At 40.4% G+C, this 25,307-nt stretch carries 25 protein-coding genes and 3 riboswitches; of the genes, 24 read left to right on the forward strand and 1 reads right to left on the reverse strand.

Annotated features, from left to right (window positions below; genetic code table 11):
• Positions 1–8: 8 nt before the first annotated feature.
• The 19 genes from PAN07_RS08310 (at position 9) to thiE (PAN07_RS08400) (ending at position 18,414) form a co-directional block, all read left to right on the forward strand.
• Complete coding sequence (locus PAN07_RS08310) at positions 9–263, forward strand: DUF3165 family protein (RefSeq protein ID WP_024056536.1); 255 nt, start codon at positions 9–11, stop codon at positions 261–263.
• Between the two features lie 367 nt (positions 264–630).
• A complete protein-coding gene (locus tag PAN07_RS08315) occupies positions 631–2,652 on the forward strand; it encodes a bacteriocin-associated integral membrane family protein (protein WP_261051692.1) in 2,022 nt (673 codons plus the stop codon).
• Between the two features lies 1 nt (position 2,653).
• Entirely contained in the window at positions 2,654–3,295 is a 642-nt protein-coding gene (locus PAN07_RS08320) for an ABC transporter ATP-binding protein (protein WP_000571283.1), read from the forward strand.
• A gap of 103 nt (positions 3,296–3,398) precedes the next feature.
• The gene (gene murD, locus PAN07_RS08325) at positions 3,399–4,751 is read left to right on the forward strand and encodes a UDP-N-acetylmuramoyl-L-alanine--D-glutamate ligase (RefSeq protein WP_269797680.1); all 1,353 of its coding nucleotides are present in this window, start codon (positions 3,399–3,401) and stop codon (positions 4,749–4,751) included.
• Between the two features lies 1 nt (position 4,752).
• Positions 4,753–5,811: a UDP-N-acetylglucosamine--N-acetylmuramyl-(pentapeptide) pyrophosphoryl-undecaprenol N-acetylglucosamine transferase gene (locus tag PAN07_RS08330; RefSeq protein WP_125416997.1), complete on the forward strand. Its 1,059-nt coding sequence runs from the start codon at positions 4,753–4,755 to the stop codon at positions 5,809–5,811.
• Positions 5,812–5,820: 9 nt separating this feature from the next.
• Complete coding sequence (locus PAN07_RS08335; protein WP_261014307.1) at positions 5,821–7,068, forward strand: cell division protein FtsQ/DivIB; 1,248 nt, start codon at positions 5,821–5,823, stop codon at positions 7,066–7,068.
• Between the two features lie 232 nt (positions 7,069–7,300).
• Complete coding sequence (gene pyrF, locus PAN07_RS08340; protein ID WP_261077821.1) at positions 7,301–7,996, forward strand: orotidine-5'-phosphate decarboxylase; 696 nt, start codon at positions 7,301–7,303, stop codon at positions 7,994–7,996.
• Positions 7,997–8,035: 39 nt separating this feature from the next.
• Positions 8,036–8,668, forward strand: coding sequence for an orotate phosphoribosyltransferase (gene pyrE / locus PAN07_RS08345; RefSeq protein WP_004256185.1), 633 nt, complete (start codon positions 8,036–8,038; stop codon positions 8,666–8,668).
• Positions 8,669–8,901: 233 nt separating this feature from the next.
• Positions 8,902–10,038 carry an L-lactate oxidase gene (lctO, locus tag PAN07_RS08350; protein ID WP_000120723.1) on the forward strand — a complete coding sequence of 379 codons (1,137 nt, stop codon included), beginning with the start codon at positions 8,902–8,904 and terminating at the stop codon, positions 10,036–10,038.
• Positions 10,039–10,186: 148 nt separating this feature from the next.
• Positions 10,187–10,275, forward strand: a riboswitch (TPP riboswitch).
• A gap of 214 nt (positions 10,276–10,489) precedes the next feature.
• Positions 10,490–11,158 carry a TenA family protein gene (locus PAN07_RS08355; protein WP_269797681.1) on the forward strand — a complete coding sequence of 223 codons (669 nt, stop codon included), beginning with the start codon at positions 10,490–10,492 and terminating at the stop codon, positions 11,156–11,158.
• A 129-nt stretch (positions 11,159–11,287) separates the two neighbouring features.
• Positions 11,288–12,070: a hydroxyethylthiazole kinase gene (gene thiM / locus PAN07_RS08360; protein ID WP_004256192.1), complete on the forward strand. Its 783-nt coding sequence runs from the start codon at positions 11,288–11,290 to the stop codon at positions 12,068–12,070.
• 1 nt (position 12,071) lies between these two features.
• Complete coding sequence (gene thiE, locus PAN07_RS08365) at positions 12,072–12,701, forward strand: thiamine phosphate synthase (protein WP_269797682.1); 630 nt, start codon at positions 12,072–12,074, stop codon at positions 12,699–12,701.
• Positions 12,702–12,911: 210 nt separating this feature from the next.
• Positions 12,912–13,000, forward strand: a riboswitch (TPP riboswitch).
• 155 nt (positions 13,001–13,155) lie between these two features.
• Positions 13,156–13,716: an ECF transporter S component gene (locus tag PAN07_RS08370; RefSeq protein ID WP_045607222.1), complete on the forward strand. Its 561-nt coding sequence runs from the start codon at positions 13,156–13,158 to the stop codon at positions 13,714–13,716.
• Positions 13,717–15,102 (forward strand): ABC transporter ATP-binding protein, encoded by a 1,386-nt coding sequence (locus PAN07_RS08375; RefSeq protein ID WP_269797683.1) that lies wholly within the window; start codon positions 13,717–13,719, stop codon positions 15,100–15,102.
• A 1-nt stretch (position 15,103) separates the two neighbouring features.
• Complete coding sequence (locus tag PAN07_RS08380) at positions 15,104–15,754, forward strand: energy-coupling factor transporter transmembrane component T (RefSeq protein ID WP_269797684.1); 651 nt, start codon at positions 15,104–15,106, stop codon at positions 15,752–15,754.
• Between the two features lie 10 nt (positions 15,755–15,764).
• On the forward strand, positions 15,765–16,457 hold the full coding sequence (gene tenA, locus PAN07_RS08385; protein WP_269797685.1) for a thiaminase II: 693 nt from the start codon (positions 15,765–15,767) through the stop codon (positions 16,455–16,457).
• A gap of 4 nt (positions 16,458–16,461) precedes the next feature.
• On the forward strand, positions 16,462–16,986 hold the full coding sequence (gene thiW / locus PAN07_RS08390) for an energy coupling factor transporter S component ThiW (protein ID WP_269797686.1): 525 nt from the start codon (positions 16,462–16,464) through the stop codon (positions 16,984–16,986).
• Entirely contained in the window at positions 16,986–17,789 is an 804-nt protein-coding gene (locus PAN07_RS08395) for a hydroxyethylthiazole kinase (protein ID WP_269797687.1), read from the forward strand. The genes thiW and PAN07_RS08395 overlap by 1 nt, the downstream gene beginning before the upstream one ends.
• Positions 17,782–18,414 carry a thiamine phosphate synthase gene (gene thiE / locus PAN07_RS08400; RefSeq protein ID WP_269797688.1) on the forward strand — a complete coding sequence of 211 codons (633 nt, stop codon included), beginning with the start codon at positions 17,782–17,784 and terminating at the stop codon, positions 18,412–18,414. The genes PAN07_RS08395 and thiE (PAN07_RS08400) overlap by 8 nt, the downstream gene beginning before the upstream one ends.
• Before the next feature lie 148 nt (positions 18,415–18,562).
• Here thiE (PAN07_RS08400) and thiD read toward each other — a convergent pair whose 3' ends face one another.
• Positions 18,563–19,354 carry a bifunctional hydroxymethylpyrimidine kinase/phosphomethylpyrimidine kinase gene (thiD, locus tag PAN07_RS08405; protein WP_125417018.1) on the reverse strand — a complete coding sequence of 264 codons (792 nt, stop codon included), beginning with the start codon at positions 19,352–19,354 and terminating at the stop codon, positions 18,563–18,565.
• A gap of 83 nt (positions 19,355–19,437) precedes the next feature.
• Positions 19,438–19,535, reverse strand: a riboswitch (TPP riboswitch).
• Positions 19,536–19,718: 183 nt separating this feature from the next.
• On the opposite strand from thiD, the gene PAN07_RS08410 reads away from it, so the two are divergent.
• From PAN07_RS08410 to PAN07_RS08430, 5 genes are all read left to right on the forward strand, one after another.
• Positions 19,719–20,114, forward strand: a complete 396-nt coding sequence (locus PAN07_RS08410; protein WP_269797689.1) for a CopY/TcrY family copper transport repressor — start codon at positions 19,719–19,721, stop codon at positions 20,112–20,114.
• Between the two features lie 10 nt (positions 20,115–20,124).
• On the forward strand, positions 20,125–20,496 hold the full coding sequence (locus PAN07_RS08415) for a cupredoxin domain-containing protein (protein ID WP_000935076.1): 372 nt from the start codon (positions 20,125–20,127) through the stop codon (positions 20,494–20,496).
• A gap of 9 nt (positions 20,497–20,505) precedes the next feature.
• A complete protein-coding gene (locus PAN07_RS08420; RefSeq protein WP_000136345.1) occupies positions 20,506–22,749 on the forward strand; it encodes a heavy metal translocating P-type ATPase in 2,244 nt (747 codons plus the stop codon).
• A gap of 322 nt (positions 22,750–23,071) precedes the next feature.
• The gene (gene spxB, locus PAN07_RS08425; protein ID WP_049516549.1) at positions 23,072–24,847 is read left to right on the forward strand and encodes a pyruvate oxidase; all 1,776 of its coding nucleotides are present in this window, start codon (positions 23,072–23,074) and stop codon (positions 24,845–24,847) included.
• A gap of 58 nt (positions 24,848–24,905) precedes the next feature.
• On the forward strand, positions 24,906–25,253 hold the full coding sequence (locus PAN07_RS08430) for a VOC family protein (protein ID WP_001052641.1): 348 nt from the start codon (positions 24,906–24,908) through the stop codon (positions 25,251–25,253).
• Positions 25,254–25,307: the final 54 nt, after the last annotated feature.

Raw genomic sequence — 25,307 nt, forward strand, 5'->3', positions numbered from 1 at the left:
AGATAAAGATGGTTTATTTAATCATAGGACTCCTCTTATTACTACTCTATGTATTTGCGACACCAGAAAGCATTAAAGGGACAGTTAATATCGTCCTTGTCGTCTTTGCTTTCGTAGCATTGCTGATTTTGCTCATGTTGTCAGTTCTGCAAATCTTTCAGCTACCGACAGAATTCTTTATCGCAATCGCTATGCTCTTCCTAGCATACTTTAGCTTGCGAGATATTACCCTCATGTCGGTTAATAAAAGTAAAAGAAGATAAAAAGAGAGTTTCGGCTCTCTTTTTTGCTAGGAATTTTACAGTAGTTCGAATTGCTTTTTAGTTAATATCATCTCTTTTGCTTGGATAATATGAATGGGAAAAACTGAACTTAAATTCTTTCCCGACATCTATTTCTAAGGAAACTTTAAAATTCTATTACTAATGATATCTTAGTAAAATATGTTGATAGATTATATAGAAAGTGATATACTTAAGTTATAAGAAACCGATTTCAAACTAAGAAAGGATTAAATTTGTTGTTTTGTTGCTCAGGGTGTGATGGATTAAACTAGGAGAATAATTCTAAGAATTTATAAAATGTAAAATTTCTTTCTATAGAGTTATTCTCTTATACAAGGAGTCTACTATGAAGAAACTATTCATATTATTATCAACTTTTTTTCTCAGCTTCTTCCTTGCTTGGATTATTGTCTTACGTGCGCCACAATATTTATATGCAAGCTATGATTCCGTCTCCTTACTTCGTGTCAAAAAGGATACTCAGGAACCGACGCGTGAGGTATTTGAACAGGAATTGGAGAATTTTGCAAACTCAGAACAGAGTTTAATAGCTAGAAGAATCGTAGAGCCGAGTAAGGATGGGACGACTCACTTTACTTATGCAACTTATGGTCAGGGAACTTTACCAAAAGAATTCCAAGAAGCTAGCCAAGAAAGTCGTGAACGTAGTGATCCGCTAAATAGTTATCTCCTTTTGTCAGGCTCCTTGACGAAAGAAAAGCTTGCCGATAAATTAGGAGATTTGGGTTATAAAGCAATTCCTGACCGAAAGACACCGCCCTATTCTCTTGCTTTTAGAATGTTACTAATTCCCCTTATTTTAATTAGTTTAGCAATATTTGGCTTATCTTTCTTTGCTTTAGTGATTATCACTCGGATTAAGGAAATGAGAGCAGCAGGTATAAAACTCTTTTCTGGTCAGACTCTCTTATCCATCATGGGGCATTCTTTATCGACTGATATCAAGTGGATCCTTCTATCAGCCCTCCTTTCCTTCCTAGGTGGAGGAGTCGTTCTTTTTAGTCAAGGTTTGTTTTATCCTATTTTGTTAGCTACATATGGTTTTGGGATTAGTTTCTATCTTTTGTTTTTATTGGGTATTTCAATTTTACTAATGCTTCTTTATCTAATGAGTTTGAGTTACAAAGCATTAGTTCCTGTTATTAAGGGGAGATTACCCCTTAAACGCTTGATGGCTTTAACCCTATTGTGTCAGTTAGTAGCTGTTTTTACAGTGGGCTACGCTGTTAAGACAGGCTTGACGTCTTACCAACGATTGAAAGAACTTGAAATTTCAAAACAAGCATGGCAGGACAGAGCAGACTATTATCAAATTTCTTTTGGCTTAGGTGATAGAGTAAAAGATACAGAAAATCAGAATAAGTGGTATGCCTTTGCCAAGGAAGCAATCGAAGAAGAACAGGCTCTTTATGTAAAGGATAATCTGTTTCATTTTGCCAATCCACAAGGAAAAAATGAACAGGGAGAGACACTGGATACCTATAGCCCAGATGCTAATACGCTCTATGTTAGTCCAAGTTATTTGGACAAGGAAAATGTATCTGTAAATGGTGAGACTAGACAGAAACTAGCCCATCTTCAAAAAGGGGAATTTGGACTCTTATTACCAGAACATTTGCGCTCTCGAGAAGCAGAACTTAAGAAAGTTTTTGAAGAAAGATTGAGTTATTATGGAAAATCTGGTGAGGAGGCAAGTGCTCCTTTAGAGTATGAAATGAGAGCGATTGTTAGCTATCTTCCAACTGGAGAAAAGCGATTTGTTTATAATAACGGTGAAAACCCAGTATCCATCCAGTACTTAACCGATCCGATTTTAGTTGTATTTACTCCAACATCTACAGGTGATAGTATCATTTCCAAATCTAGTTGGTCTATCAATGCTGGAAAACAACTCTTTATCAAAGGATATGAGAGTGGGCTAGAACTCTTGAAGAAAGCTGGAATTTATAAGCAAGTATCCTATCTTAAAGAAGGAAGAAGTGTTTATCTAACTCGTTATAATGAAGTTCAAACTGAAACAGCAACTTTAATCTTAGGAGCTATTGTTGGGATAGCTAGTTCCTTGTTACTCTTTTATTCTGTCAATCTTCTATATTTCGAGCAATTCCGTCGAGATATCTTGATTAAACGAATTTCAGGTTTACGATTTTTTGAAACACATGCTCAGTATATGGTTAGCCAATTTGCCAGTTTTATATTTGGTGCTAGTCTCTTTATTTTAAGCAGTCGAGACTTGGTGATTGGCTTGCTCACTTTATTAGTCTTTCTAGCTAGTGCAGTTTTGACGCTTTACCGTCAAGCTAATAAAGAATCTCGTGTTTCTATGACAATTATGAAAGGAAAATAGGATGATTGAACTAAAGAATATATCTAAAAAATTTGGAAGCCGTCAGCTATTTTCAGATACGAATCTTCATTTTGAAGGTGGGAAAATTTATGCCTTAATCGGTACAAGTGGCTGCGGTAAGACAACACTCTTGAATATGATTGGACGATTAGAGCCATATGACAAAGGGCAAATCATCTATGATGGTACCTCTCTTAAAGACATCAAGCCTTCTGTTTTCTTTAGAGATTACTTGGGATACTTATTTCAAGATTTTGGCTTAATTGAAAGCCAAACCGTCAAAGAGAATCTCAATCTGGGTTTAGTTGGTAAAAAGTTGAAGGAAAAAGAGAAAATCTCTTTGATGAAACAAGCTCTAAACCGTGTAAACCTCTCTTATTTGGATTTGAAGCAACCTATATTTGAGTTATCAGGAGGAGAAGCACAACGTGTTGCATTAGCGAAGATAATTTTAAAGGATCCGCCTTTGATCCTCGCAGATGAACCAACCGCTTCTTTAGACCCCAAAAACTCTGAGGAATTACTTTCTATCCTAGAATCTTTAAAAAATCCGAATCGGACCATTATTATTGCGACCCACAATCCTCTGATTTGGGAGCAAGTGGACCAAGTCATTCGAGTTACCGATTTATCACATAGATGATAAGGTAAAATTCAGTTAGAAGAAAGAGTCACAAACACACTTTGTGGCTTTTTTATTTCCATAAAAATGGTAAAATAGTAAGAGTAGAAATGGAGTTCGAGACATGAAAGTAATAGATCAGTTTAAAAATAAGAAAGTCCTTGTTTTAGGTTTGGCCAAGTCTGGTGAATCTGCAGCTCGTTTGTTGGATAAACTAGGTGCTATTGTGACAGTAAATGACGGGAAACCATTCGAGGACAATCCAGCTGCGCAAAGTTTGTTGGAAGAAGGGATCAAGGTTATCACAGGTGGTCATCCTTTGGAACTCTTGGATGAAGACTTTGCCCTCATGGTGAAAAATCCAGGTATACCTTACAGCAATCCCATGATTGAAAAGGCTTTCGCAAAGGGAATTCCAGTCTTGACTGAGGTGGAATTGGCTTACTTGATTTCAGAAGCACCAATTATCGGTATCACAGGTTCAAATGGAAAAACAACCACAACGACGATGGTCGGGGAAGTTTTGACTGCTGCTGGTCAACATGGTCTCTTATCAGGAAATATCGGCTATCCTGCCAGTCAAGTGGCCCAAACTGCGACAGACAAGGACACACTTGTCATGGAACTTTCTTCTTTCCAACTGATGGGTGTGAAAGAATTTCATCCAGAGATTGCGGTTATTACCAATCTCATGCCAACTCATATCGATTATCATGGATCATTTGAGGAATATGTAACAGCCAAATGGAATATCCAGAACAAGATGACAGCGGCTGATTTCCTTGTCTTGAACTTTAACCAAGACTTGGCAAAAGAATTGGGTACTAAAACACAAGCTACTGTTGTACCATTTTCAACACAGGAAAAGGTTGATGGAGCTTATCTGGAAGATGGTCAACTCTACTTCCGTGGGGAAGTGGTTATGGCAGCGAATGAAATCGGAGTTCCAGGTAGCCACAATGTGGAAAATGCCCTTGCGACTATTGCAGTAGCTAAACTTCGTGGTGTGGATAATCAAAGTATTAAAGAAACTCTTTCAGTCTTCGGTGGTGTCAAACACCGTCTCCAGTTTGTGGATGAAATCAAGGGTATCAAATTCTATAATGATAGTAAGTCAACCAATATCTTGGCTACTCAAAAAGCCTTGTCAGGATTTGACAACAGTAAGGTCATTTTGATTGCAGGTGGTTTGGACCGTGGCAATGAGTTTGACGAATTGGTGCCAGACATTACTGGACTCAAGAAGATGGTCATCCTGGGTCAGTCTGCAGAACGTGTCAAACGGGCAGCAGATAAGGCTGGTGTGGCTTATGTGGATGCGACTGATATTGCAGATGCGACCCGCAAGGCCTACGAGCTTGCGACTCAAGGAGACGTGGTTCTTCTCAGTCCTGCCAATGCCAGCTGGGATATGTATGCTAACTTTGAAGTACGTGGCGACCTCTTTATCGACACAGTAGCGGAGTTAAAGGAATAATATGAAAAAAATTGTCTTTACAGGTGGGGGGACGGTTGGACACGTTACTCTCAACCTTTTGTTAATGCCTAAGTTCATCGAAGATGGCTGGGAAGTTCACTATATTGGGGACAAGCGTGGGATTGAACACCAAGAAATCCTCAAGTCGGGTCTTGATGTCACCTTCCATTCTATTGCGACTGGCAAATTGCGCCGTTATTTCTCTTGGCAAAATATGCTGGACGTCTTTAAAGTTGGATGGGGAATTGTCCAATCTCTCTTTATCATGTTGCGACTTCGTCCACAAGCACTTTTTTCAAAGGGAGGCTTTGTCTCTGTGCCACCTGTTATCGCTGCGCGTGTTTCAGGAGTGCCTGTCTTTATTCACGAATCTGACTTGTCCATGGGCTTGGCCAATAAAATCGCCTATAAATTTGCGACGAAGATGTATTCAACCTTTGAGCAAGCTTCAAGTTTGTCTAAGGTCGAGCATGTGGGAGCGGTGACCAAGGTTTCAGATCAAAAAAATCCAGAACCAGATGAATTGGTAGATATTCAAACCCACTTTAATCCTAAATTGCCAACTGTATTGTTTGTCGGTGGTTCTGCAGGCGCTCGTGTCTTTAACCAATTGGTGACAGACCATAAGAAAGAACTGACAGAACGCTACAATATTATCAATCTAACTGGAGATTCTAGCCTGAACGAGTTGAGCCAAAATCTTTTTCGTGTTGACTATGTGACCAGTCTCTATCAACCCTTGATGGAATTGGCTGATATTGTTGTGACACGTGGTGGTGCCAATACGATTTTTGAGCTCTTGGCCATGGCAAAATTACATGTTATTGTGCCACTTGGTCGTGAAGCTAGTCGTGGAGACCAGATTGAAAATGCAGCTTACTTTGTAAAAAAAGGCTATGCAGAAGAGCTTCAAGAAAGCGATTTGACCTTGGACAGTTTAGAAGAGAAGCTTTCTCACTTACTAAGCCACAAGGAAGACTACCAAGCTAAGATGAAGGCTTCTAAGGAATTGAAATCTCTAGCAGATTTTTATGAATTATTGAAAAAAGATTTATCATAAGGAAAGTAAATGTCAAAAGATAAGAAAAATGAGGGCAAAGAAATCCTCGAAGAATTTAAAGAGTTATCAGAATGGCAGAAACGAAACCAAGAATACCTAAAAAAGAAGGCTGAAGAAGAGGCAGCCCTAGCTGAGGAGAAGGAAAAGGAAAGAAAAGCTCGAATGGCTTCCAAATCTGAAAAGTCAGATGAAACTGAGGATCAAGATAGTGAACCTGAACCAAAAGACCCAGAATCAGCTAAGGAAGAGTCTGAAGAAAAAGTAGAAAAGTCAGAAGACGTCAAAAAAGAAGAACCAGAGTCCAAAGAACCAAAATCCAAAGAACCAAAGAAACAGGCTAAAAAAGTAGAGAAAAAGCCTGTAAAGGAAAAAACGGTTAAACCGAAAATTCCAGGAGTTCATATCTGGCGGGCTATCTCGATTTTGTTTCTCAGTCTGCTTTTATTGGTTGTCTCTGCTTACTTGCTCAGTCCTTATGCGACCATGAAGGATATTCGTGTTGAGGGAACCGTGCAAACTACAGATGATGATATTCGACAGGCTTCAGGCATTCAGGATTCGGATTATACGATTAACCTTCTGCTAGACAAGGCAAAATATGAAGAGCAGATCAAGTCTAACTATTGGGTTGAATCAGCTCAGCTTGTCTATCAATTTCCAACCAAGTTTACAATCAAGGTCAAGGAATATGATATTGTTGCCTATTATGTTTCTGGAGAAAGTCATTATCCAATCCTTTCAAGCGGTCAGCTTGAGACCAGTTCGGTGAGTTTGGTCAGTCTGCCAGAAACTTATATATCAGTTCTCTTTAATAACAGCGAACAAATCAAGACCTTTACCTCAGAACTTTCTCAAATTAGCCCCGAACTCAAATCTTCTATCCAAAAGGTGGAACTAGCCCCAAGCAAGGTGACTTCTGATTTAATTCGATTGACTATGAATGATTCGGACGAAGTTTTGGTTCCTCTATCTGAAATGAGTAAGAAACTGCCATATTACAGTAAGATTAAGCCACAATTGTCAGAACCGAGTGTGATTGACATGGAAGCTGGAATTTACAGCTACACTGTGGCGGATAAATTAATCATGGAGGCTGAGGAAAAAGCCAAACAAGAGGCTAAGGAAGCTGAGAAGAAACAAAAAGAGGAAGAGAAGAAAAGGCTAGAAGAACAGCAGAATAAATTGGAAGAAGAGAAGAAAAAATTGGAGGAAGAAAGCAATCGAAACCAAACAAGTCAGCGTTCATCGCGTCGCTAGGTTTACCTATTCTCCTATAGCTCTTTAGTTGCCATGTTTTTACTTGACAAGTGTTAGTAGAAATAATAGAATAGTAAAAAACCTTTAAAGCAGTCCAGAGAGGCAGCTAAGGTTAGACGGTGAAAGGGTGGAGACTACCCATTTTTCGTGGAACCTTGCTGTTGGCAGGTTCCTTTTTTCGTGGCTTCTGTTGGCCAGACTCTCTCACTAGCAAAGGTAGAAGGAGAAACCTATGCGAGAACATCGTCCAGTCATTGCTCTTGATTTTCCTAGTTTTGAGGCGGTCAAGGAATTTTTAGCTCATTTCCCAGTAGAAGAAAGCCTTTATCTCAAGGTAGGGATGGAGCTCTATTATGCAGCGGGTCCTGAGATTGTGTCTTACTTGAAAGGTCTGGGTCACAGCGTCTTTCTTGATCTCAAACTTCATGACATTCCCAATACAGTCAAATCAGCTATGAAGGTCTTGTCTCAGCTTGGTGTGGATATGACCAATGTTCATGCGTCTGGGGGTGTAGAGATGATGAAGGCGGCGCGTGAAGGTCTTGGAAGTCAAGCAAAATTGATCGCTGTCACTCAGCTCACATCAACATCAGAAGCTCAGATGCAGGAGTTTCAAAATATCCAAACCAGCCTGCAAGAGTCTGTGATCCACTATGCCAAGAAGACGGCTGAAGCGGGATTAGATGGTGTTGTTTGCTCGGCTCAGGAAGTGCAAGTCATCAAGCAGGCTACCAAACCAGATTTTATCTGTCTGACACCAGGCATTCGTCCACAGGGAGCTGCAGTAGGAGATCAAAAACGCGTCATGACGCCAGCAGATGCCTATCAAATAGGCAGTGACTATATCGTAGTGGGACGTCCCATTACCCAAGCTGAGGATCCTGTTGCAGCTTATCATGCAATCAAAGAGGAATGGAACCAAGACTAGAATTAAAGAAATAGATTAGAAAAACAAAAGGAGAAGACCATGACACTTGCTAAAGATATCGCTAGCCACCTCTTGAAAATTCAAGCCGTTTACCTTAAACCAGAGGAGCCTTTCACTTGGGCATCTGGTATCAGGTCACCGATTTACACTGATAATCGTGTGACACTAGCCTATCCAGAAACTCGTACCTTAATTGAAAATGGCTTTGTGGAAGCTATTAAAGAAGCCTTTCCAGAGGTAGAAGTCATTGCAGGAACTGCAACAGCAGGGATTCCACACGGAGCTATCATTGCTGATAAGATGAACTTGCCATTTGCCTATATCCGTAGTAAACCAAAAGACCACGGAGCTGGTAACCAAATCGAAGGCCGCGTAGCTCAGGGTCAAAAAATGGTAGTGGTTGAAGATCTTATTTCAACAGGTGGTTCTGTTCTTGAAGCAGTAGCAGCAGCAAAGCGAGAAGGAGCAGATGTGCTTGGTGTAGTAGCAATTTTCAGTTACCAATTGCCAAAAGCAGACAAAAACTTTGCAGATGCAGGTGTCAAACTTGTGACGCTTTCTAACTACAGTGAACTCATCCATCTAGCCCAAGAAGAAGGCTATATCACACCAGAAGGCCTCGACCTTCTAAAACGATTTAAAGAAGACCAAGAAAATTGGCAAAATGCTTAAGACATAAAAAATCAGGTAGTCACTAGGATTACCTGATTTTGTTTTTTAGAATAGAAAATGAAAAGATTATTTGAATTTCCATAACTTAAGAAAGTTCATCATTTTTAATTATCGCTGTAAAATGATTGAAAGTATGAAATTTCCAAACAAAATATTTGAAAAATTTTGAAAAAAGAGTTATGATATTTTTGTAATATACAAAGTAAACGCTTACTTATTAAGGAGGGCATTTTATGTCATACAAAACAAGCAATGCAGAAGGTCATGTAGATTTCATCAATACCTATGATTTGGAGCCAATGGCGCAACAAGTTATTCCTAAAGCAGCATTTGGCTATATCGCTAGTGGGGCGGAGGATACTTTCACTTTGCGTGAGAATATTCGTGCCTTTAACCACAAACTCATCGTTCCTCATACACTTTGCAATGTAGAAAATCCAAGTACAGAGATTGAATTTGCAGGCGAAAAATTGTCTTCACCAATCATTATGGCGCCTGTTGCGGCTCATAAATTGGCAAATGAACAGGGTGAAGTGGCGACTGCGCGTGGTGTGCATGAGTTTGGTTCTCTCTATACAACCAGCTCTTACTCTACTGTCGACCTTCCAGAAATTACGGAAGCCCTTCAAGGGACACCTCATTGGTTCCAGTTTTACTTTAGTAAAGATGATGGTATCAATCGCCACATCATGGACCGTGTGAAGGCTGAAGGTTATAAAGCGATTGTCTTGACGGCTGATGCTACGGTAGGGGGCAATCGTGAGGTCGATAAGCGTAATGGTTTTGTCTTCCCAGTTGGCATGCCGATTGTTGAGGAATATCTGCCAGAAGGTGCTGGAAAATCAATGGACTTTGTTTACAAATCAGCTAAACAACGCTTGTCTCCACGTGATGTAGAATTTATCGCTGAATACTCAGGACTTCCTGTTTATGTCAAGGGACCACAATGCCGTGAGGACGTTGAACGTTCGCTTGCTGCAGGTGCTTCTGGTATCTGGGTGACCAACCATGGTGGCCGTCAAATCGACGGTGGGCCAGCTGCCTTTGACTCACTTCAAGAAGTAGCAGAAGCAGTTGATAAACGCGTACCAATCGTCTTTGACTCAGGTATTCGTCGTGGCCAACACGTCTTTAAAGCCTTGGCTTCAGGAGCAGACTTGGTAGCTATTGGCCGCCCGGTTATCTATGGCTTGGCTCTCGGCGGTAGTGTTGGTGTGCGTCAAGTCTTTGAACACTTGAATGCGGAATTGAAGACAGTTATGCAATTGTCTGGAACTCAGACTATTGAAGATGTTAAACACTTTAAACTTCGTCATAACCCATACAATCCAACCTTCCCAGTTGACCCTCGTGACTTAAAATTGTATTGATAAAAGAGATTGCCTCCACTTGATGTGGAGGTTTTTCTTCGTCTATAGGAAGAATAAATCACCATTGAAATCTATATAAATATATTTTCTAATCAAATATCTTGCTAGGGCTTTCATTTTTTGCTATACTGGTGCAGTAATTAAATAATAAAGACATTTGGGGTGCTTTAGGCTGAGATGATACCCATTGAACCTGATACAGTTAAGACTGGCGAAGGGAAATGTGAAACGTTTTTTCGTATGGCGAAATGAACGATCTAATCTTGTAAGTCAACTCTAATTCTTGATTGTAATTGGAGTTTTTTTGTTTATATAAGCTGGATGAAGGTGATACAAAGTATTTAGGTAGCTCTTCTTGAACGCCCTTGATTTTCTTTAAAAAGGTCAAGTAAAACTAGAATTTTCTTGATGTTTTGTTGATTACGAACGAGTAAAGAGAGGAAAAATAAATATGGAAAGACAAGACTATGCATTTGAACCAGGTTTGATTGTTGGAGAATTATTAAAAAGCAGTCAGAAAGATTGGCAAGCTGCAATCAATCATCGTTTTGTTAAGGAACTTTTTGCGGGGACAATTGAGAATAAGGTCTTAAAAGAATACCTGATTCAAGATTATCACTTCTTTGATGCCTTCTTATCCATGCTGGGTGCTTGCGTAGCCCACGCAGACCAGCTTGAATCCAAACTTCGTTTTGCCAAGCAACTAGGCTTTCTTGAAGCAGATGAAGACGGTTATTTCCAAAAGGCTTTTAAAGAGTTAAAAGTATCTGAGAATGATTACCAGGAAGTGACCTTGCATCCTGTAACAAAAGCCTTTCAGGATCTAATGTATTCGGCAGTGGATTTATCAAACTATGCACATCTTTTGGTCATGCTGGTCATTGCAGAAGGTCTCTATTTAGACTGGGGTTCTAAAGATTTGGCTCTACCTGAAGCCTACATTCATTCGGAATGGATCAATCTCCACAGAGGTCCTTTCTTTGCAGAGTGGGTTCAATTTCTGGTTGATGAACTTAATCGTGTTGGGAAAGGTCTAGAAGATTTGACAGAACTTCAGCAACGCTGGAATCAAGCAGTTGCCTTAGAATTAGCCTTTTTTGATATTGGCTATGACGCCTAGTGAAGGTTTAGGATATTTACAAATTTGATGAGGTAAATCATTCAATGTAAATGAAAAAAATTTCTTAACGAAAGATAGAGATAAATCGAAATCAGTAGATCGTATAAAGTGAAAAGGAAGGATTTCAATATGACAAGTTTAAAATTATTAAAAGAAAAAGCACCTTTGGTCATTTGCATAACCAATGATGTAGTAAAAAATTTCACAGCAAATGGATTAGTAGCACTGGGTGCATCACCAGCCATGAGTGAGTTTCCAGCAGATTTAGAGGATTTGTTAAAGTATGCTGGTGGTTTATTAATAAACATAGGAACATTAACAGATGAAAATTGGAAATTATACCAAGCTGCTCTGAAAATTGCAGAGAAATATAATGTCCCAGCAGTTTTAGATCCTGTAGCCTGTGGAGCAGGAGAATATAGAAAAAAAGTAGCAGATGATCTAATCAACAATTATAAACTAGCAGCGATTAGGGGAAATGCTGGCGAGATTGCTTCTTTAGTAGGGATAAATGTGGCATCTAAAGGAGTAGATAGTGCGGGCGTAGATAATATTGATGAAATTGCTCTAGCAGCAAATAAGAAGTTCAATATTCCTATAATAGTAACAGGTGAAGTGGATGCCATTGCGGTAAATGGAGAAGTGGTAACGATTCATAATGGTAGTTCCATGATGCCAAAAGTTATTGGAACTGGATGCTTATTAGGTGCTGTAGTAGCAAGCTTTATCGGACTTGAAAAAGGTCAAGAATTGAAATCATTAGAAACAGCAATGTTGGTTTACAATATCGCTGGAGAAATGGCAGAAAAACGTCCAAATGGGCATCTTCCTGGAACATTTAAAGTTGAATTTATAAATGCCTTATATGAGATTACAGACGAAGATGTAAAGGAATTCAAAAGAGTGAAGTAAAATGTTTCATAAAGAATTACTAAAACTATATTTTATTTGTGGAACGACTACTTGCCAAGGAAAAGATCTATATACGGTCGTTGAGGAAGCCTTAAAAGGTGGTATAACCTTATTTCAATTCCGTGAAAAAGGTGAGGGAGCCTTAGACGGTAAAGAAAAAGTCGAATTAGCAATAAAACTACAGAATCTTTGTAAAAAATATAATGTTCCATTTATTGTTAATGATGATATTGAGTTAGCATTAGAAATAGATGCTGACGGGGTACATGTAGGACAGGATGACCTTGGAGTTGATGAAATTAGAAAATTGATGCCAGATAAAATAATTGGTCTCTCTATAAAAAACGAGGACGAATTTCAACAATCAAAAGTTGAATATGTAGATTATGTGGGTGTTGGTCCTGTATTTGATACCCAGTCAAAGGGCGATGCTGGTGGTGCTATAGGTTATGAAGGTCTTAAATTGATGAGAAAACTACTGCCACAAATGCCCTTAGTTGCAATTGGTGGGATACAGACGCAACATATTAAAGACATTATGAAGACCAATGTTGACGGTGTTTCAATCATTTCAGCAATATCGTATGCAAAAAATATAGAAAAAACTGTTCGAGAAATGAGTGAACAATAGGTATCTATCCTTGGATTCTAAGTAAGTGGAAGTTTTCCTTTTCTAAAAAGATATGTCCAGATTTAGTTTAAATAGCTAATCTATCAAACAAGACATTTGGTTTTTGCAAAAGAAAGACTTGCTATCTTTGTGAGTGCAAGAGTGTGTTTCCCAGTTCAATTTCTTGAACTAGAATAAATCGTTTGTTATAATATTTATATAATTAAATAATAAAGACATTTGGGGTGCTTTAGGCTGAGATGATACCCATTGAACCTGATACAGTTAAGACTGGCGAAGGGAAATGTGAAATGGTTTTGTATTTATAGAAACTAACCATCTAATCTTGTAAGCTGAACTCTAATTCCTATCTGTAATTAGAGTTTTTTCTTTTACGAAACTGGATGAAGATGATACAAAGCATTTAGGTAGGTCTCCTTGAATGCCCCACTTTTCTTTAAAAAAGGAGTTTTTTATGTTGAAAAAATGGCAATTAAAAGATGTTATCTTACTTGCTTTCTTGTCTATCTTTTTTGGTGGCGTTTTTGTGGGATCTGGCTATCTGTTTGATATCCTCACTCTGATTTTAGCCCCTCTTGGCTTGCAGGCCTTTGCCAATGAAATCCTCTTTGGTCTCTGGTGTATGGCTGCGCCCATTGCGGCCATCTTTGTTCCAAGAGTGGGAAGCGCAACGATTGGAGAAGTGCTAGCTGCGCTTGCTGAAGTCCTTTATGGTAGCCAATTCGGTCTAGGTGCCCTTTTGTCTGGCTTGGTTCAAGGTTTGGGAAGTGAACTTGGTTTTATCGTAACCAAGAATCGCTATGAAAGTTGGCTCTCTCTAACTGCCAATAGTATTGGGATTACGCTTGTTAGCTTTGTCTATGAATACATTAAGTTAGGTTACTACGCCTTTTCAGTGCCTTTTGTCCTTTCCTTGCTTGTGGTGCGCTTTATTTCTGTCTTTTTCTTCTGTACTATCTTGGTTCGTGCCATTGTCAAACTTTATCATCAGTTTGCAGCTGGGGGCAAGGCATAGATGGGGCTGGAACTACGAGCGATTCAGTCCCCAATCTTCTCTGAGCCGATTGATTTTACTTTTCATGCGCAAGCCTTTACCTTGTTAGTTGGGAGCAGTGGTTCGGGAAAATCTAGTCTCTTTCAAATGATTGCCCAAGTCAGTTCTCTTCCCTATAGCGGTCAAGTCCTGATAAATGGGAGCGAGGTCAGTCAGCTTTCTATCGTCGAACGTGTCCAGACGGTTGGTATTCTTTTTCAAAATCCCAATCATCAATTTACCATGGAGAACTTGTTTGAGGAGCTGGTTTTTACCTTGGAAAATATCGGGCATCCCGTTCAGGAAATTGATTCTAAAATAGCAGAGGTTGTCCAGCAATGTCGCTGCGAGAAGATCTTGCACCGTCCCATCCATCACTTATCAGGTGGGGAAAAGCAAAAGGCTGCTTTGGCTGTTCTCTTTGCTATGAATCCTAGGGTCTATCTCTTGGATGAGCCCTTCGCTTCTATTGACCGCAAGAGTAGAATCGAGATATTGGAGATTCTAAAAGAGTTGGCCTCTAATGGGAAGACAGTTATTTTGTGCGACCATGATTTATCTGATTATGAAACCTATATCGACCATATGGTGGAGCTAAGAGACGGACAACTAAGGAAAATAAATCAAATCCCTACCTCTGAGCTGACACAGGCTGTTTCAAAGGAGATTGCTTCTAGTCCAGAACTATTTCATATGGATCGTGTGACTTGTGAGCTGGGTAATTACCCCCTCTTTTCGATTGTGAATTTTACATTTTACCAAGGAATTTCCTGTATCCTGGGTGACAATGGTGTCGGGAAATCAACCCTCTTTCGGTCTATTCTTCAATTTCAAAAGTATAAAGGACGAATTACTTGGAAGGGGACAGTCCTGAAAAAGAAAAAGAGTTTGTATCGTGACTTGACGGGTGTTGTTCAGGAAGCTGAGAAGCAGTTTATCAGAGTCAGTCTGCGAGAGGAACTTCAATTAGATGGACCTGATTCTGAAAGAAATCAACGAATTCTCCAAGCTTTACGATATTTTGATCTGGAGCAGGTACTCGATAAGAGTCCCTATCAATTAAGTGGTGGTCAGCAAAAGATTCTTCAGCTCTTGACCATCTTGACCAGCAAGGCTTCTGTGATCTTGCTAGATGAACCTTTTGCAGGTTTGGATGATAGAGCTTGCCATTATTTTTGTCAGTGGATTGTGGAGGACAGAAATCAAGGAAGAAGTTTTCTGATTATTAGCCATCGTTTAGATCCCTTGATCTCTGTGGTTGATTATTGGATTGAGATGACTAGTCAGGGTCTCAGTCATGTGAAAACAGTGACAATTACCAAACCACTCACATCTCAGAGTAGCAATACTCAAGGGGAGGTGAGATAGTATGGTCAAAGTAGCAACCCAGACACCGATTATTAGTCTTTTCTTGCTGATTTTATCCTTGGAAACATCTTTTATTCCTTCGATTGCTCTTAATCTCTCGGTAGTTGCATTTTGTATTCTCTTTATGCTCTATTACCGTCGATTTAAGATGTTGGCTTGGATGATTCTGCTCGCCATTTTGCCATCTTTGGCTAACTACTGGGCAGTTCAGTTACATGGAGATGCTTCGCAGGCAGTCATGCTTGGAACGAGGGCCTTTGTGACAGTTTGTATAGGCCTTGTCTTTGTTTCCTCTATTTCCCTAAAAGAGCTTCTCTTGTACTTGGCTCAAAAGGGGTTATCACGCTCTTGGGCCTATGCCTTGATTGTGGTATTCAATTCCTTCCCACTTATTCAGCAAGAAATCAAGTCCCTCAAGGAAGCTTGCTTATTACGCGGTCAAGAACTACATTTTTGGTCGCCCCTGATTTACAGTAAGGTTTTGATGACGGTCTTTAGATGGCGCCATCTTTATCTGAGAGCTCTATCTGCGCATGGATATGACGAACATGCACAGTTGGAGAATAGCTATCGGACTTTTTATATTCCTCAAAGGACACTATTCATCTACTTGCTTTTCTTTTTATTGCTTCAAACCAGTCTATTTTTATAAAGGAGTTATTATGGAATTTACAGATATTGCGATGGAATTATCCAAGGAAGCTTGGCAGGCTTCCTTTCATCACCCCTTTGTTTTACAGTTGCAAGAGGGAAATTTAGACCCGTCCATCTTTCGCTATTACTTGATTCAGGATGCCTACTATTTGAAGGCCTTCTCAGAAGCCTATCACCTCTTGGCTGATAAGACTTCGAATCAAGAGATGAAAAGACTCTTGAAACAAAATGCTCAGAGTCTAGTGGAGGGTGAGTTGTTTATCCGCCAACAATTTTTCAAGGAATTGGAAATCAGCGATCAGGAAATGGAGCAACATCCAATCGCTCCCACCTGCTATCATTACATTTCTCACATTTATCGTCAATTTGAAGAAGCAAATCTAGCCATTGCTTTTGCGAGCTTGCTGCCTTGTCCTTGGCTATACCATGATATAGGCAAATCACTTAATCTTAAACCATCACCAAATCCTCTCTACCAACAATGGATTGAAACTTATATTACGGATGAGTTGGAGCAGCAGATCAGAGAGGAGGGAGTGGTGGTCAATCAACTCTATCGAGAAAGTGACGAGACAGACAAGAAAAAAATGCTAGATGCCTTCCACATTAGTGTTCATATGGAAGCTAAGTTTTGGGAAATGGCCTATCAACACCAGACATGGAAGAGCGATTTACAGTCTTTAGAAACAGGAGAAGAATAGAAACATGAGAAAGCACCAATTACAAGTTCACAAATTAACCATTTTATCCATGATGATTGCCCTTGATGTAGTCCTTACGCCTATCTTTCGGATTGAGGGAATGGCACCGATGTCCAGTGTAGTCAATATTCTAGCAGGAATCATGATGGGACCTGTTTATGCCTTGGTCATGGCTACAGTCACAGCCTTTATCCGTATGACGACTCAAGGGATTCCGCCTTTAGCACTTACAGGAGCGACTTTTGGAGCCCTTCTTGCAGGTCTCTTTTATAAGTACGGTCGGAAATTTCACTATTCTGCTCTAGGAGAGATTTTGGGAACAGGTATTATTGGTTCTATTGTTTCCTATCCTGTTATGGTACTCTTTACAGGATCAGCTGCAAAACTTAGCTGGTTTATCTATACTCCTCGATTTTTCGGAGCAACTTTAATCGGTACAGCGATTTCCTTTATTGCCTTTCGATTTTTAATCAAGCAGGAATTCTTTAAAAAAGTGCAAGGATATTTTTTCAGTGAAAGGATAGACTGATGCAGGAATTTACAAATCCTTTCCCTCTGGTAGCAAGTTCCTTGATTCACTGCATCACCAATGAGATTTCTTGTGAGATGCTGGCTAATGGCATTTTGGCCCTAGGATGCAAACCTGTCATGGCAGATGATCCCCGTGAGGTTCTTGATTTTACTAAGCAAAGTCAGGCCCTCTTCATCAATTTGGGGCATTTGTCTGCTGAGAAGGAAAAAGCAATCCGTATGGCAGCTTCTTATGCAGACCAAGCTGGTCTCCCAATTGTGGTAGATGCGGTTGGCGTAACAGCTTCATCCATTCGTAAGAGCTTAGTTAAAGACCTTTTAGACAATAGCCCTATGGTCCTTAAAGGAAACATGTCGGAAATTCGAAGTCTTGTTGGCTTAAAACACCACGGAGTCGGAGTCGATGCGAGTGCTAAAGATCAAGAAACTGAGGATTTGCTTCAAGTCTTGAAAGACTGGTGTCAGACCTATCCAGGTATATCATTCTTAGTTACAGGCCCCAAGGACCTCATCATTTCGAAGAATCAGGTCGCTGTACTGGAAAATGGCTGTGCAGAATTAGACTGGATAACAGGGACAGGAGACTTGGTTGGAGCCTTGACAGCCGTTTTTCTCAGCCAAGGAAAGACTGCCTTTGAAGCTTCGTGTCTAGCAGTCTCTTATCTCAATATCTCTGCTGAGAGAATAGTTGTTCAAGGAATGGGATTGGAAGATTTTCGCTACCAAGTACTCAATCAGCTTTCGCTCCTCAAAAGAGATGAAAATTGGCTAGATGCCATCAAAGGAGATGTTTATGAATAGAGAGGCGCTTAGACTGTATCTGGTAACCAATCGCTACCAAGATTCCTTGGAAAGATTTCTTGAAAAGCTTGAGACGGCCTGCCGTTCAGGGGTTACCATAGTCCAATTACGAGAAAAAAATCTCACAACCAATCAATATTATCAACTGGCAAAACAAGTCAAGGAAATAACAGATGCCTATCAGGTACCCTTGATCATCGATGATCGTTTGGATGTCTGTCTTGCAGTTGATGCTGCAGGTCTGCATATCGGAGATGATGAATTACCCGTTTCGGTTGCCCGCAAAGTCCTTGGTCCTGAAAAAATCCTCGGTGTCACTGCTAAAACGGTTAAAAGAGCCCTCGAGGCAGAAGAAGGAGGTGCGGATTACTTGGGGACAGGAGCCATTTTCCCGACTACGACCAAGGAAAATGCGCCTATCACCCTGATTTCAACCTTGAAGACAATCTGCCAAAGGGTCGCTATTCCAGTAGTTGCTATCGGAGGTTTGACGTCAGAGAATATTGAACAGCTTATTGGCACGGGCATAGCTGGAGTAGCAGTCGTACGCGATCTGATGCAGGCAGAAGATATAGAGGCAAAAACGCAAGCCTTTTTGACAAAGTTGGATGACATTATTTTCTAATTAATACTCAATGAAAATCAAAGAGCAAACTAGGAAGCTAGTCGCAGGTTGCTCAAAGCACAGCTTTGAGGTTGCAGATAAAGCTGATGTAGTTTGAAGAAGTATAAAAACTCTCTAATTCCCTTAAAGCGGGAACTAGAGAGTTTTTTTAATCTTTAAAACTTGTATGGTTGACTGGGCCAGAACCATGACCGAGTTGAGGGGCGTCTTGGATGGCTTTCGTGATAAAGGCCTTGGCCTTATCAACTGCCTGATAAAGGCTTTTTCCCTTGGCTAGTTCAGCAGTAATCACTGCAGCAAAGGTACATCCAGTACCATGTGTATGACAGGTTTGAATTCGTGGACTTTCCCAGACAAATTGGTCATCCTTGGTAAAGAGGAAATCCTTGGCACCGCCTTCGAGATGCCCACCTTTAATAACAACAGACTGAGGACCAAATTCTTTTAAAATCAGGCGACCAGCACGCTGCATGTCTTCAGGATCATGGATTGAAAAACCAACAATCTCTTCTGCCTCAGGAAGATTGGGTGTAATAATAGTTGCAAGGGGAAGTAGATTTGTTTTTAGGTAGTCTCTGGCACTGGTATCAATCAGGGTGTCTCCGCTTGTTGCGACCATAACAGGGTCAAGGACGTAGGGACAATCCAGCTTTTTAAGATAGGGCTGGATGATTTCCATAATTTCGGTAGTTGCCAACATCCCAGTTTTTACAGCCTGAGGTGGGATATCCGAAAAGACACTCTCCAATTGGGCTTTCAACATTTGAGGAGAAACGTGCTCGATTAATTGAACGCCTCTGGTATTTTGAGCGACAAGACTGGTCACAACGGCCATTCCATAGACATCTCTAGCTTGGAACGACTTTAAATCAGCCATAATGCCAGCACCACCACTAGGGTCAGTCCCTGCAATGGTCAAAGCAACAGGTAAATAAGTCATCTAAAACCTCCCAACCAACTGAAGTTTGTATTCTCAAGAACAAGCAAGTCTGTTTTAGGAAGGTAATAGAAGACTGCTAGTCCCCATTATCATTTCCACTTCCATCAGCTAGCATTACCTAGATTGAGTCAAAGGGTCTAACAGTCGTTAATCTCAGCTTTACGCACCCCTAGTGGTTGTTTTCTTTTTTCTTTAGTATAGCATATTTTTATAGTTTATATAGTAAGATTTGACTGAAAATCCTTTATCAAATGATTAAAATTCAATTTTTCAAAGAAAAGATTAATTTCATAGTTGACAAATGTAGATTTTAAGAGTATACTGATAATTGTAATTGACAAATGTAGATTTTGGAGGTGTGCTAATGCAGATTTCAGATGCAGAATGGCAGGTCATGAAGATTATTTGGATGCAAGGAGAGCAGACTAGTACGGATTTAATCAGGGTTCTAGCGGAGCGGTTCGACTGGTCCAAGTCGACCATTCAAACTCTTTTGGCTCGTTTGGTTGAGAAAGAGTGTCTGACAAGGAAAAAAGAAGGCAAGTCTTTTGTTTATTCAGCCCTTTTAACTTTGGATCAAAGTCGGGATTTGCTTGTCCAAGATATCAAAGACAAGGTTTGTTCCCGTAGGATTAAGAACTTACTGGTTGATTTGATTATGGAATGTGATTTTACTCAGGCTGATTTGGCAGGCTTGGAAGCTGTGATTTCTGAGAAGAAATCAAGCGCTGTGACAGAAGTAAGATGTAATTGTATGTAAAGGAGACGTCATGTTAAATAGTATTGTAACCATTGTTTGTATTGCCCTTATCGCGTTTATCTTGTTTTGGTTTTTCAAAAAGCCTGAAAAATCTGGACAAAAGGCCCAGCAAAAAAAGGGCTACCAAGAGATTCGAGTGGAGGTCATGGGGGGCTATACGCCTGAGTTGATTATCCTCAAGAAATCAGTGCCAGCCCGCATTGTCTTTGACCGCAAAGATCCTTCACCATGTTTGGATCAGATCGTATTTCCAGACTTTGGTGTACATGCGGATCTGCCAATGGGGGAAGAGTATGTAGTGGAAATCACGCCTGAGCAGGCTGGAGAGTATGGTTTCTCTTGTGGCATGAATATGATGCACGGTAAGATGATTGTAGAATAGGAGAATGATATGACTGAAATTGTAAAAGCAAGTCTTGAAAATGGTGTTCAAAAAATCCGTATCACGGCAGACAAAGGCTACCATCCAGCCCACATTCAACTGCAAAAAGGAGTTCCTGCTGAGATCACCTTTCACCGTTTGACACCTTCAAACTGTTATAAGGAAATTCTGTTTGAAGAAGAAGGCCTCTTGGAACCAATCGGCGTGGATGAAGAGAAGACAATTCGTTTTACCCCTCAAGAATTAGGTCAACATGAATTTTCTTGTGGTATGAAGATGCAAAAGGGAAGTTATACAGTTGTTGAGAAGACTCGAAAATCTCTATCACTTTTACAGCGTTTTTGGATTACTAGTATCTTTACTGTGCCTCTTGTAATCCTCATGATTGGGATGTCGACAGGAGGAATTAGTCACCAAGTCATGCGTTGGGGCACCTTTTTAGCCACAACACCGATTATGCTAGTAGCAGGTGGTCCTTATATCCAAAGTGCTTGGGCTAGTTTTAAAAAGCACAATGCCAACATGGATACCTTGGTTGCTCTGGGAACCCTAGTGGCCTATTTCTATAGCTTAGTTGCCCTCTTCGCTGGCCTCCCCGTTTACTTTGAAAGTGCTGCCTTTATCTTCTTCTTCGTTCTTATGGGGGCCGTTTTTGAGGAGAAAATGCGGAAAAATACTTCCCAAGCTGTGGAGAAATTACTTGACTTGCAGGCTAAAACAGCAGAAGTATTGCGTGAGGATAACTATGTTCAAGTCCCTTTGGAGCAAGTCAAGGTAGGTGACCTGATTCGAGTGCGTCCCGGTGAAAAGATTGCGGTTGATGGTGTCGTAGTAGAAGGTATCTCTAGTATTGATGAGTCTATGGTGACAGGTGAGAGTCTGCCTGTGGACAAGACAGTTGGAGATACCGTCATTGGTTCAACCATCAATAATAGTGGAACACTTGTTTTTAGAGCAGAAAAAGTTGGTTCAGAGACTGTTTTGGCTCAGATTGTGGATTTTGTGAAGAAAGCTCAGACAAGTCGTGCGCCGATTCAGGACTTGACGGATAAAATTTCAGGGATTTTTGTTCCAGCAGTTGTCATTTTAGGGATTGTGACCTTTTGGGTTTGGTTCGTCTTGCTCAGGGATAGTGTAGTTGTGCTTGGAGCGAGCTTTGTGTCTTCGCTTCTCTATGGAGTAGCAGTTCTGATTATTGCCTGCCCTTGTGCATTGGGACTTGCAACACCGACAGCCCTTATGGTGGGGACAGGTCGCAGTGCCAAGATGGGAGTTCTCCTCAAAAATGGAACGGTTCTACAGGAAATCCAGAAAGTCCAAACTATTGTTTTTGATAAGACAGGAACTTTGACGGAAGGGAAACCTGTGGTCACAGATATCATCGGCGACGAAGTAGAAGTGCTTGGATTGGCAGCTTCCTTGGAAGAAGCTTCTCAACACCCATTGGCTGAGGCTATTGTTAAGCGAGCGACTGAAACTGGACTTGAGCTTCACACTGTGGAAAATTTCCAAGCCTTGCACGGAAAAGGTGTTTCAGGGCAAATCAATGGAAAACAAGTTTTGCTTGGAAATGCTAAAATGCTGGATGGCATGGATATTTCTAGCACTTATCAGGAAAAACTAGAACAACTGGAAAAAGAAGCTAAGACAGTTGTGTTCTTGGCTGTTGAGAATGAAATCAAAGGCTTGCTTGCTCTGCAAGATATTCCTAAGGAAAATGCTAAGCTTGCCATCAGTCAGTTGAAAAAACGAGGTCTTAAAACAGTCATGCTGACAGGAGACAATGCTGGTGTGGCGCGTGCCATTGCCGATCAGATCGGAATCGAAGAGGTCATTGCAGGTGTCTTGCCAGAGGAAAAAGCTCATGAAATCCATAAACTACAAGCGTCTGGCAAAGTAGCCTTTGTTGGGGATGGTATCAATGACGCTCCTGCCCTTAGTGTAGCAGATGTGGGGATTGCTATGGGAGCTGGAACAGATATTGCCATCGAGTCAGCAGATTTGGTGTTGACAACTAATAACCTCCTAGGAGTGGTTCGTGCTTTTGACATGAGTAAGAAAACCTTTAATCGAATTCTGCTCAATCTTTTCTGGGCCTTTATCTACAATGTCGCCGGAATTCCGATTGCAGCAGGAGTCTTTTCAGGTGTTGGACTGGCTCTCAACCCAGAACTGGCAGGTCTAGCCATGGCCTTTAGTTCTGTATCCGTTCTGACCAGTTCACTCTTACTAAACTTTAGTAAAATAGACTAAAAGCGGGCTTGCTCGCTTTTTATACTCTTCAAAAATCTCTTCCAACCACGTCAGCTTTGTCTGCAACCTCAAAGCTGTGCTTTGAGCAACCTGTGGCGAGCTTCCTAGTTTGCTCTGTGATTTTCATTGAGTATTATAAAACAGAAGCTAAAAACGTTTTCAAACTGTACTGTAATAGAGAATAAAAACTTCTGAGCAGATTCTTAGTAAAGTCAAAATAAATGTGATAAATTAGTATTGTAAAAATTTACTGAAACGTTTTCAAAAACTATATGAAACCTTTTTTAGTAGATTTAAAAATATTTGAAGGAGAGTTATCATTATGACTCAAGGGAAAATTACTGCATCTGCAGCAATGCTTAATGTATTGAAAACATGGGGCGTAGACACAATCTACGGTATCCCATCAGGAACACTCAGCTCATTGATGGATGCTTTGGCTGAAGACAAAGATATCCGCTTCTTGCAAGTTCGTCACGAAGAAACAGGTGCTCTTGCAGCGGTTATGCAAGCTAAATTCGGCGGCTCAATCGGGGTTGCAGTTGGTTCAGGTGGTCCAGGTGCGACTCACTTGATTAACGGTGTTTACGATGCAGCTATGGATAACACTCCATTCCTAGCAATCCTTGGATCACGTCCGGTTAACGAACTCAACATGGATGCTTTCCAAGAATTGAACCAAAACCCAATGTACAATGGTATCGCTGTATATAACAAACGTGTAGCTTACGCTGAGCAATTGCCAAAAGTAATTGACGAAGCTTGCCGTGCTGCAGTTTCTAAAAAAGGTCCAGCTGTTGTTGAAATCCCAGTAAACTTCGGTTTCCAAGAAATTGACGAAAACTCATACTATGGATCAGGTTCATACGAGCGTTCATTTATCGCTCCTGCTTTGAACGAAGTTGAAATCGACAAAGCTGTTGAAATCTTGAACAATGCTGAACGTCCAGTTATCTATGCTGGTTATGGTGGTGTTAAAGCTGGTGAAGTGATTACTGAATTGTCACGTAAAATCAAAGCACCAATCATCACAACTGGTAAAAACTTTGAAGCCTTTGAATGGAACTATGAAGGTTTGACAGGTTCTGCTTACCGTGTTGGTTGGAAACCAGCCAACGAAGTGGTCTTTGAAGCAGACACAGTTCTTTTCCTTGGTTCAAACTTCCCATTTGCTGAAGTTTACGAAGCATTCAAGAACACTGAAAAATTCATCCAAGTCGATATCGATCCTTACAAACTTGGTAAACGTCACGCCCTTGACGCTTCAATCCTTGGTGATGCAGGTCAAGCAGCTAAAGCTATCCTTGACAAAGTGAACTCAGTTGAATCTACTCCATGGTGGCGTGCAAACGTTAAGAACAACCAAAACTGGCGTGATTACATGAACAAACTCGAAGGTAAAACTGAGGGTGAATTGCAATTGTATCAAGTTTACAATGCAATCAATAAACATGCTGATCAAGACGCTATCTACTCAATCGACGTAGGTGACACTACTCAAACATCTACTCGTCACCTTCACATGACACCTAAGAACATGTGGCGTACATCTCCACTCTTTGCGACAATGGGTATTGCCCTTCCTGGTGGTATCGCTGCTAAGAAAGACAATCCAGATCGCCAAGTATGGAACATCATGGGTGACGGTGCATTCAACATGTGCTACCCAGACGTTATCACAAACGTTCAATACGACCTTCCAGTTATCAACGTTGTCTTTTCAAATGGTAAATATGCCTTCATCAAGGACAAATACGAAGACACAAACAAACACTTGTTTGGTTGTGACTTCCCTAATGCTGACTATGCGAAAATCGCTGAAGCGCAAGGTGCTGTAGGATTTACAGTTGACCGTATAGAAGACATCGATGCAGTTGTTGCAGAAGCTGTTAAATTGAACAAAGAAGGTAAAACTGTTGTGATCGATGCTCGCATCACTCCACACCGTCCACTTCCAGTAGAAGTACTTGAATTGGATCCAAAACTTCACTCAGAAGAAGCAATCAAAGCCTTCAAGGAAAAATACGAAGCAGAAGAACTCGTACCATTCCGTCTCTTCTTGGAAGAAGAAGGTTTGCAATCACGCGCAATTAAATAATTCCTTCGTGGAACTTAAAAAGATCGGAGCAATCCGGTCTTTTTATGGAGTATAGTAAATGAATTTAAATCAATTAGATATTATCGTTTCAGATGTTCCACAAGTCTGTGCTGACTTGGAGCGTATTTTGGATAAAAAGTCCGATTATGTTGATGACAGTTTTGCTCAGTTTACGATTGGCAGTCACTGTCTGATGTTGTCCCAAAATCATTTGATTCCTTTGGAAGATTTTCAGTCAGGAATCATTCTTCATATTGAGATTGAGGATCTAAATCAGAATTACCAACGTTTAAAAGAGATCGGTGTCGAGATTTTACACGGTCTTTGTGAAACGGATTGGGGAACAGAGTCCTTATTAGTTAAAGGGCCTGCTGGTCTAGTGATTGATTTTTATCGTATGAAGTAGGTAATTCTATTATCAAATTTTTTATCTAAACATTCTTGGAGTGAAACTTAAAAA

This window comes from Streptococcus sp. SM5, from assembly GCF_027497975.1.

Excerpts from the sequence above, each read along its gene's own strand:
- PAN07_RS08310 (WP_024056536.1), top strand. The coding sequence starts at position 9 with ATGGTTTATTTAATCATAGGACTCCTCTTATTACTACTCTATGTATTT.
- PAN07_RS08315 (WP_261051692.1), top strand. The coding sequence starts at position 631 with ATGAAGAAACTATTCATATTATTATCAACTTTTTTTCTCAGCTTCTTC.
- PAN07_RS08320 (WP_000571283.1), top strand. The coding sequence starts at position 2,654 with ATGATTGAACTAAAGAATATATCTAAAAAATTTGGAAGCCGTCAGCTA.
- murD (WP_269797680.1), top strand. The coding sequence starts at position 3,399 with ATGAAAGTAATAGATCAGTTTAAAAATAAGAAAGTCCTTGTTTTAGGT.
- PAN07_RS08330 (WP_125416997.1), top strand. The coding sequence starts at position 4,753 with ATGAAAAAAATTGTCTTTACAGGTGGGGGGACGGTTGGACACGTTACT.
- PAN07_RS08335 (WP_261014307.1), top strand. The coding sequence starts at position 5,821 with ATGTCAAAAGATAAGAAAAATGAGGGCAAAGAAATCCTCGAAGAATTT.
- pyrF (WP_261077821.1), top strand. The coding sequence starts at position 7,301 with ATGCGAGAACATCGTCCAGTCATTGCTCTTGATTTTCCTAGTTTTGAG.
- pyrE (WP_004256185.1), top strand. The coding sequence starts at position 8,036 with ATGACACTTGCTAAAGATATCGCTAGCCACCTCTTGAAAATTCAAGCC.
- lctO (WP_000120723.1), top strand. The coding sequence starts at position 8,902 with ATGTCATACAAAACAAGCAATGCAGAAGGTCATGTAGATTTCATCAAT.
- PAN07_RS08355 (WP_269797681.1), top strand. The coding sequence starts at position 10,490 with ATGGAAAGACAAGACTATGCATTTGAACCAGGTTTGATTGTTGGAGAA.
- thiM (WP_004256192.1), top strand. The coding sequence starts at position 11,288 with ATGACAAGTTTAAAATTATTAAAAGAAAAAGCACCTTTGGTCATTTGC.
- thiE (WP_269797682.1), top strand. The coding sequence starts at position 12,072 with ATGTTTCATAAAGAATTACTAAAACTATATTTTATTTGTGGAACGACT.
- PAN07_RS08370 (WP_045607222.1), top strand. The coding sequence starts at position 13,156 with ATGTTGAAAAAATGGCAATTAAAAGATGTTATCTTACTTGCTTTCTTG.
- PAN07_RS08375 (WP_269797683.1), top strand. The coding sequence starts at position 13,717 with ATGGGGCTGGAACTACGAGCGATTCAGTCCCCAATCTTCTCTGAGCCG.
- PAN07_RS08380 (WP_269797684.1), top strand. The coding sequence starts at position 15,104 with ATGGTCAAAGTAGCAACCCAGACACCGATTATTAGTCTTTTCTTGCTG.
- tenA (WP_269797685.1), top strand. The coding sequence starts at position 15,765 with ATGGAATTTACAGATATTGCGATGGAATTATCCAAGGAAGCTTGGCAG.
- thiW (WP_269797686.1), top strand. The coding sequence starts at position 16,462 with ATGAGAAAGCACCAATTACAAGTTCACAAATTAACCATTTTATCCATG.
- PAN07_RS08395 (WP_269797687.1), top strand. The coding sequence starts at position 16,986 with ATGCAGGAATTTACAAATCCTTTCCCTCTGGTAGCAAGTTCCTTGATT.
- thiE (WP_269797688.1), top strand. The coding sequence starts at position 17,782 with ATGAATAGAGAGGCGCTTAGACTGTATCTGGTAACCAATCGCTACCAA.
- thiD (WP_125417018.1), bottom strand. The coding sequence starts at position 19,354 with ATGACTTATTTACCTGTTGCTTTGACCATTGCAGGGACTGACCCTAGT.
- PAN07_RS08410 (WP_269797689.1), top strand. The coding sequence starts at position 19,719 with ATGCAGATTTCAGATGCAGAATGGCAGGTCATGAAGATTATTTGGATG.
- PAN07_RS08415 (WP_000935076.1), top strand. The coding sequence starts at position 20,125 with ATGTTAAATAGTATTGTAACCATTGTTTGTATTGCCCTTATCGCGTTT.
- PAN07_RS08420 (WP_000136345.1), top strand. The coding sequence starts at position 20,506 with ATGACTGAAATTGTAAAAGCAAGTCTTGAAAATGGTGTTCAAAAAATC.
- spxB (WP_049516549.1), top strand. The coding sequence starts at position 23,072 with ATGACTCAAGGGAAAATTACTGCATCTGCAGCAATGCTTAATGTATTG.
- PAN07_RS08430 (WP_001052641.1), top strand. The coding sequence starts at position 24,906 with ATGAATTTAAATCAATTAGATATTATCGTTTCAGATGTTCCACAAGTC.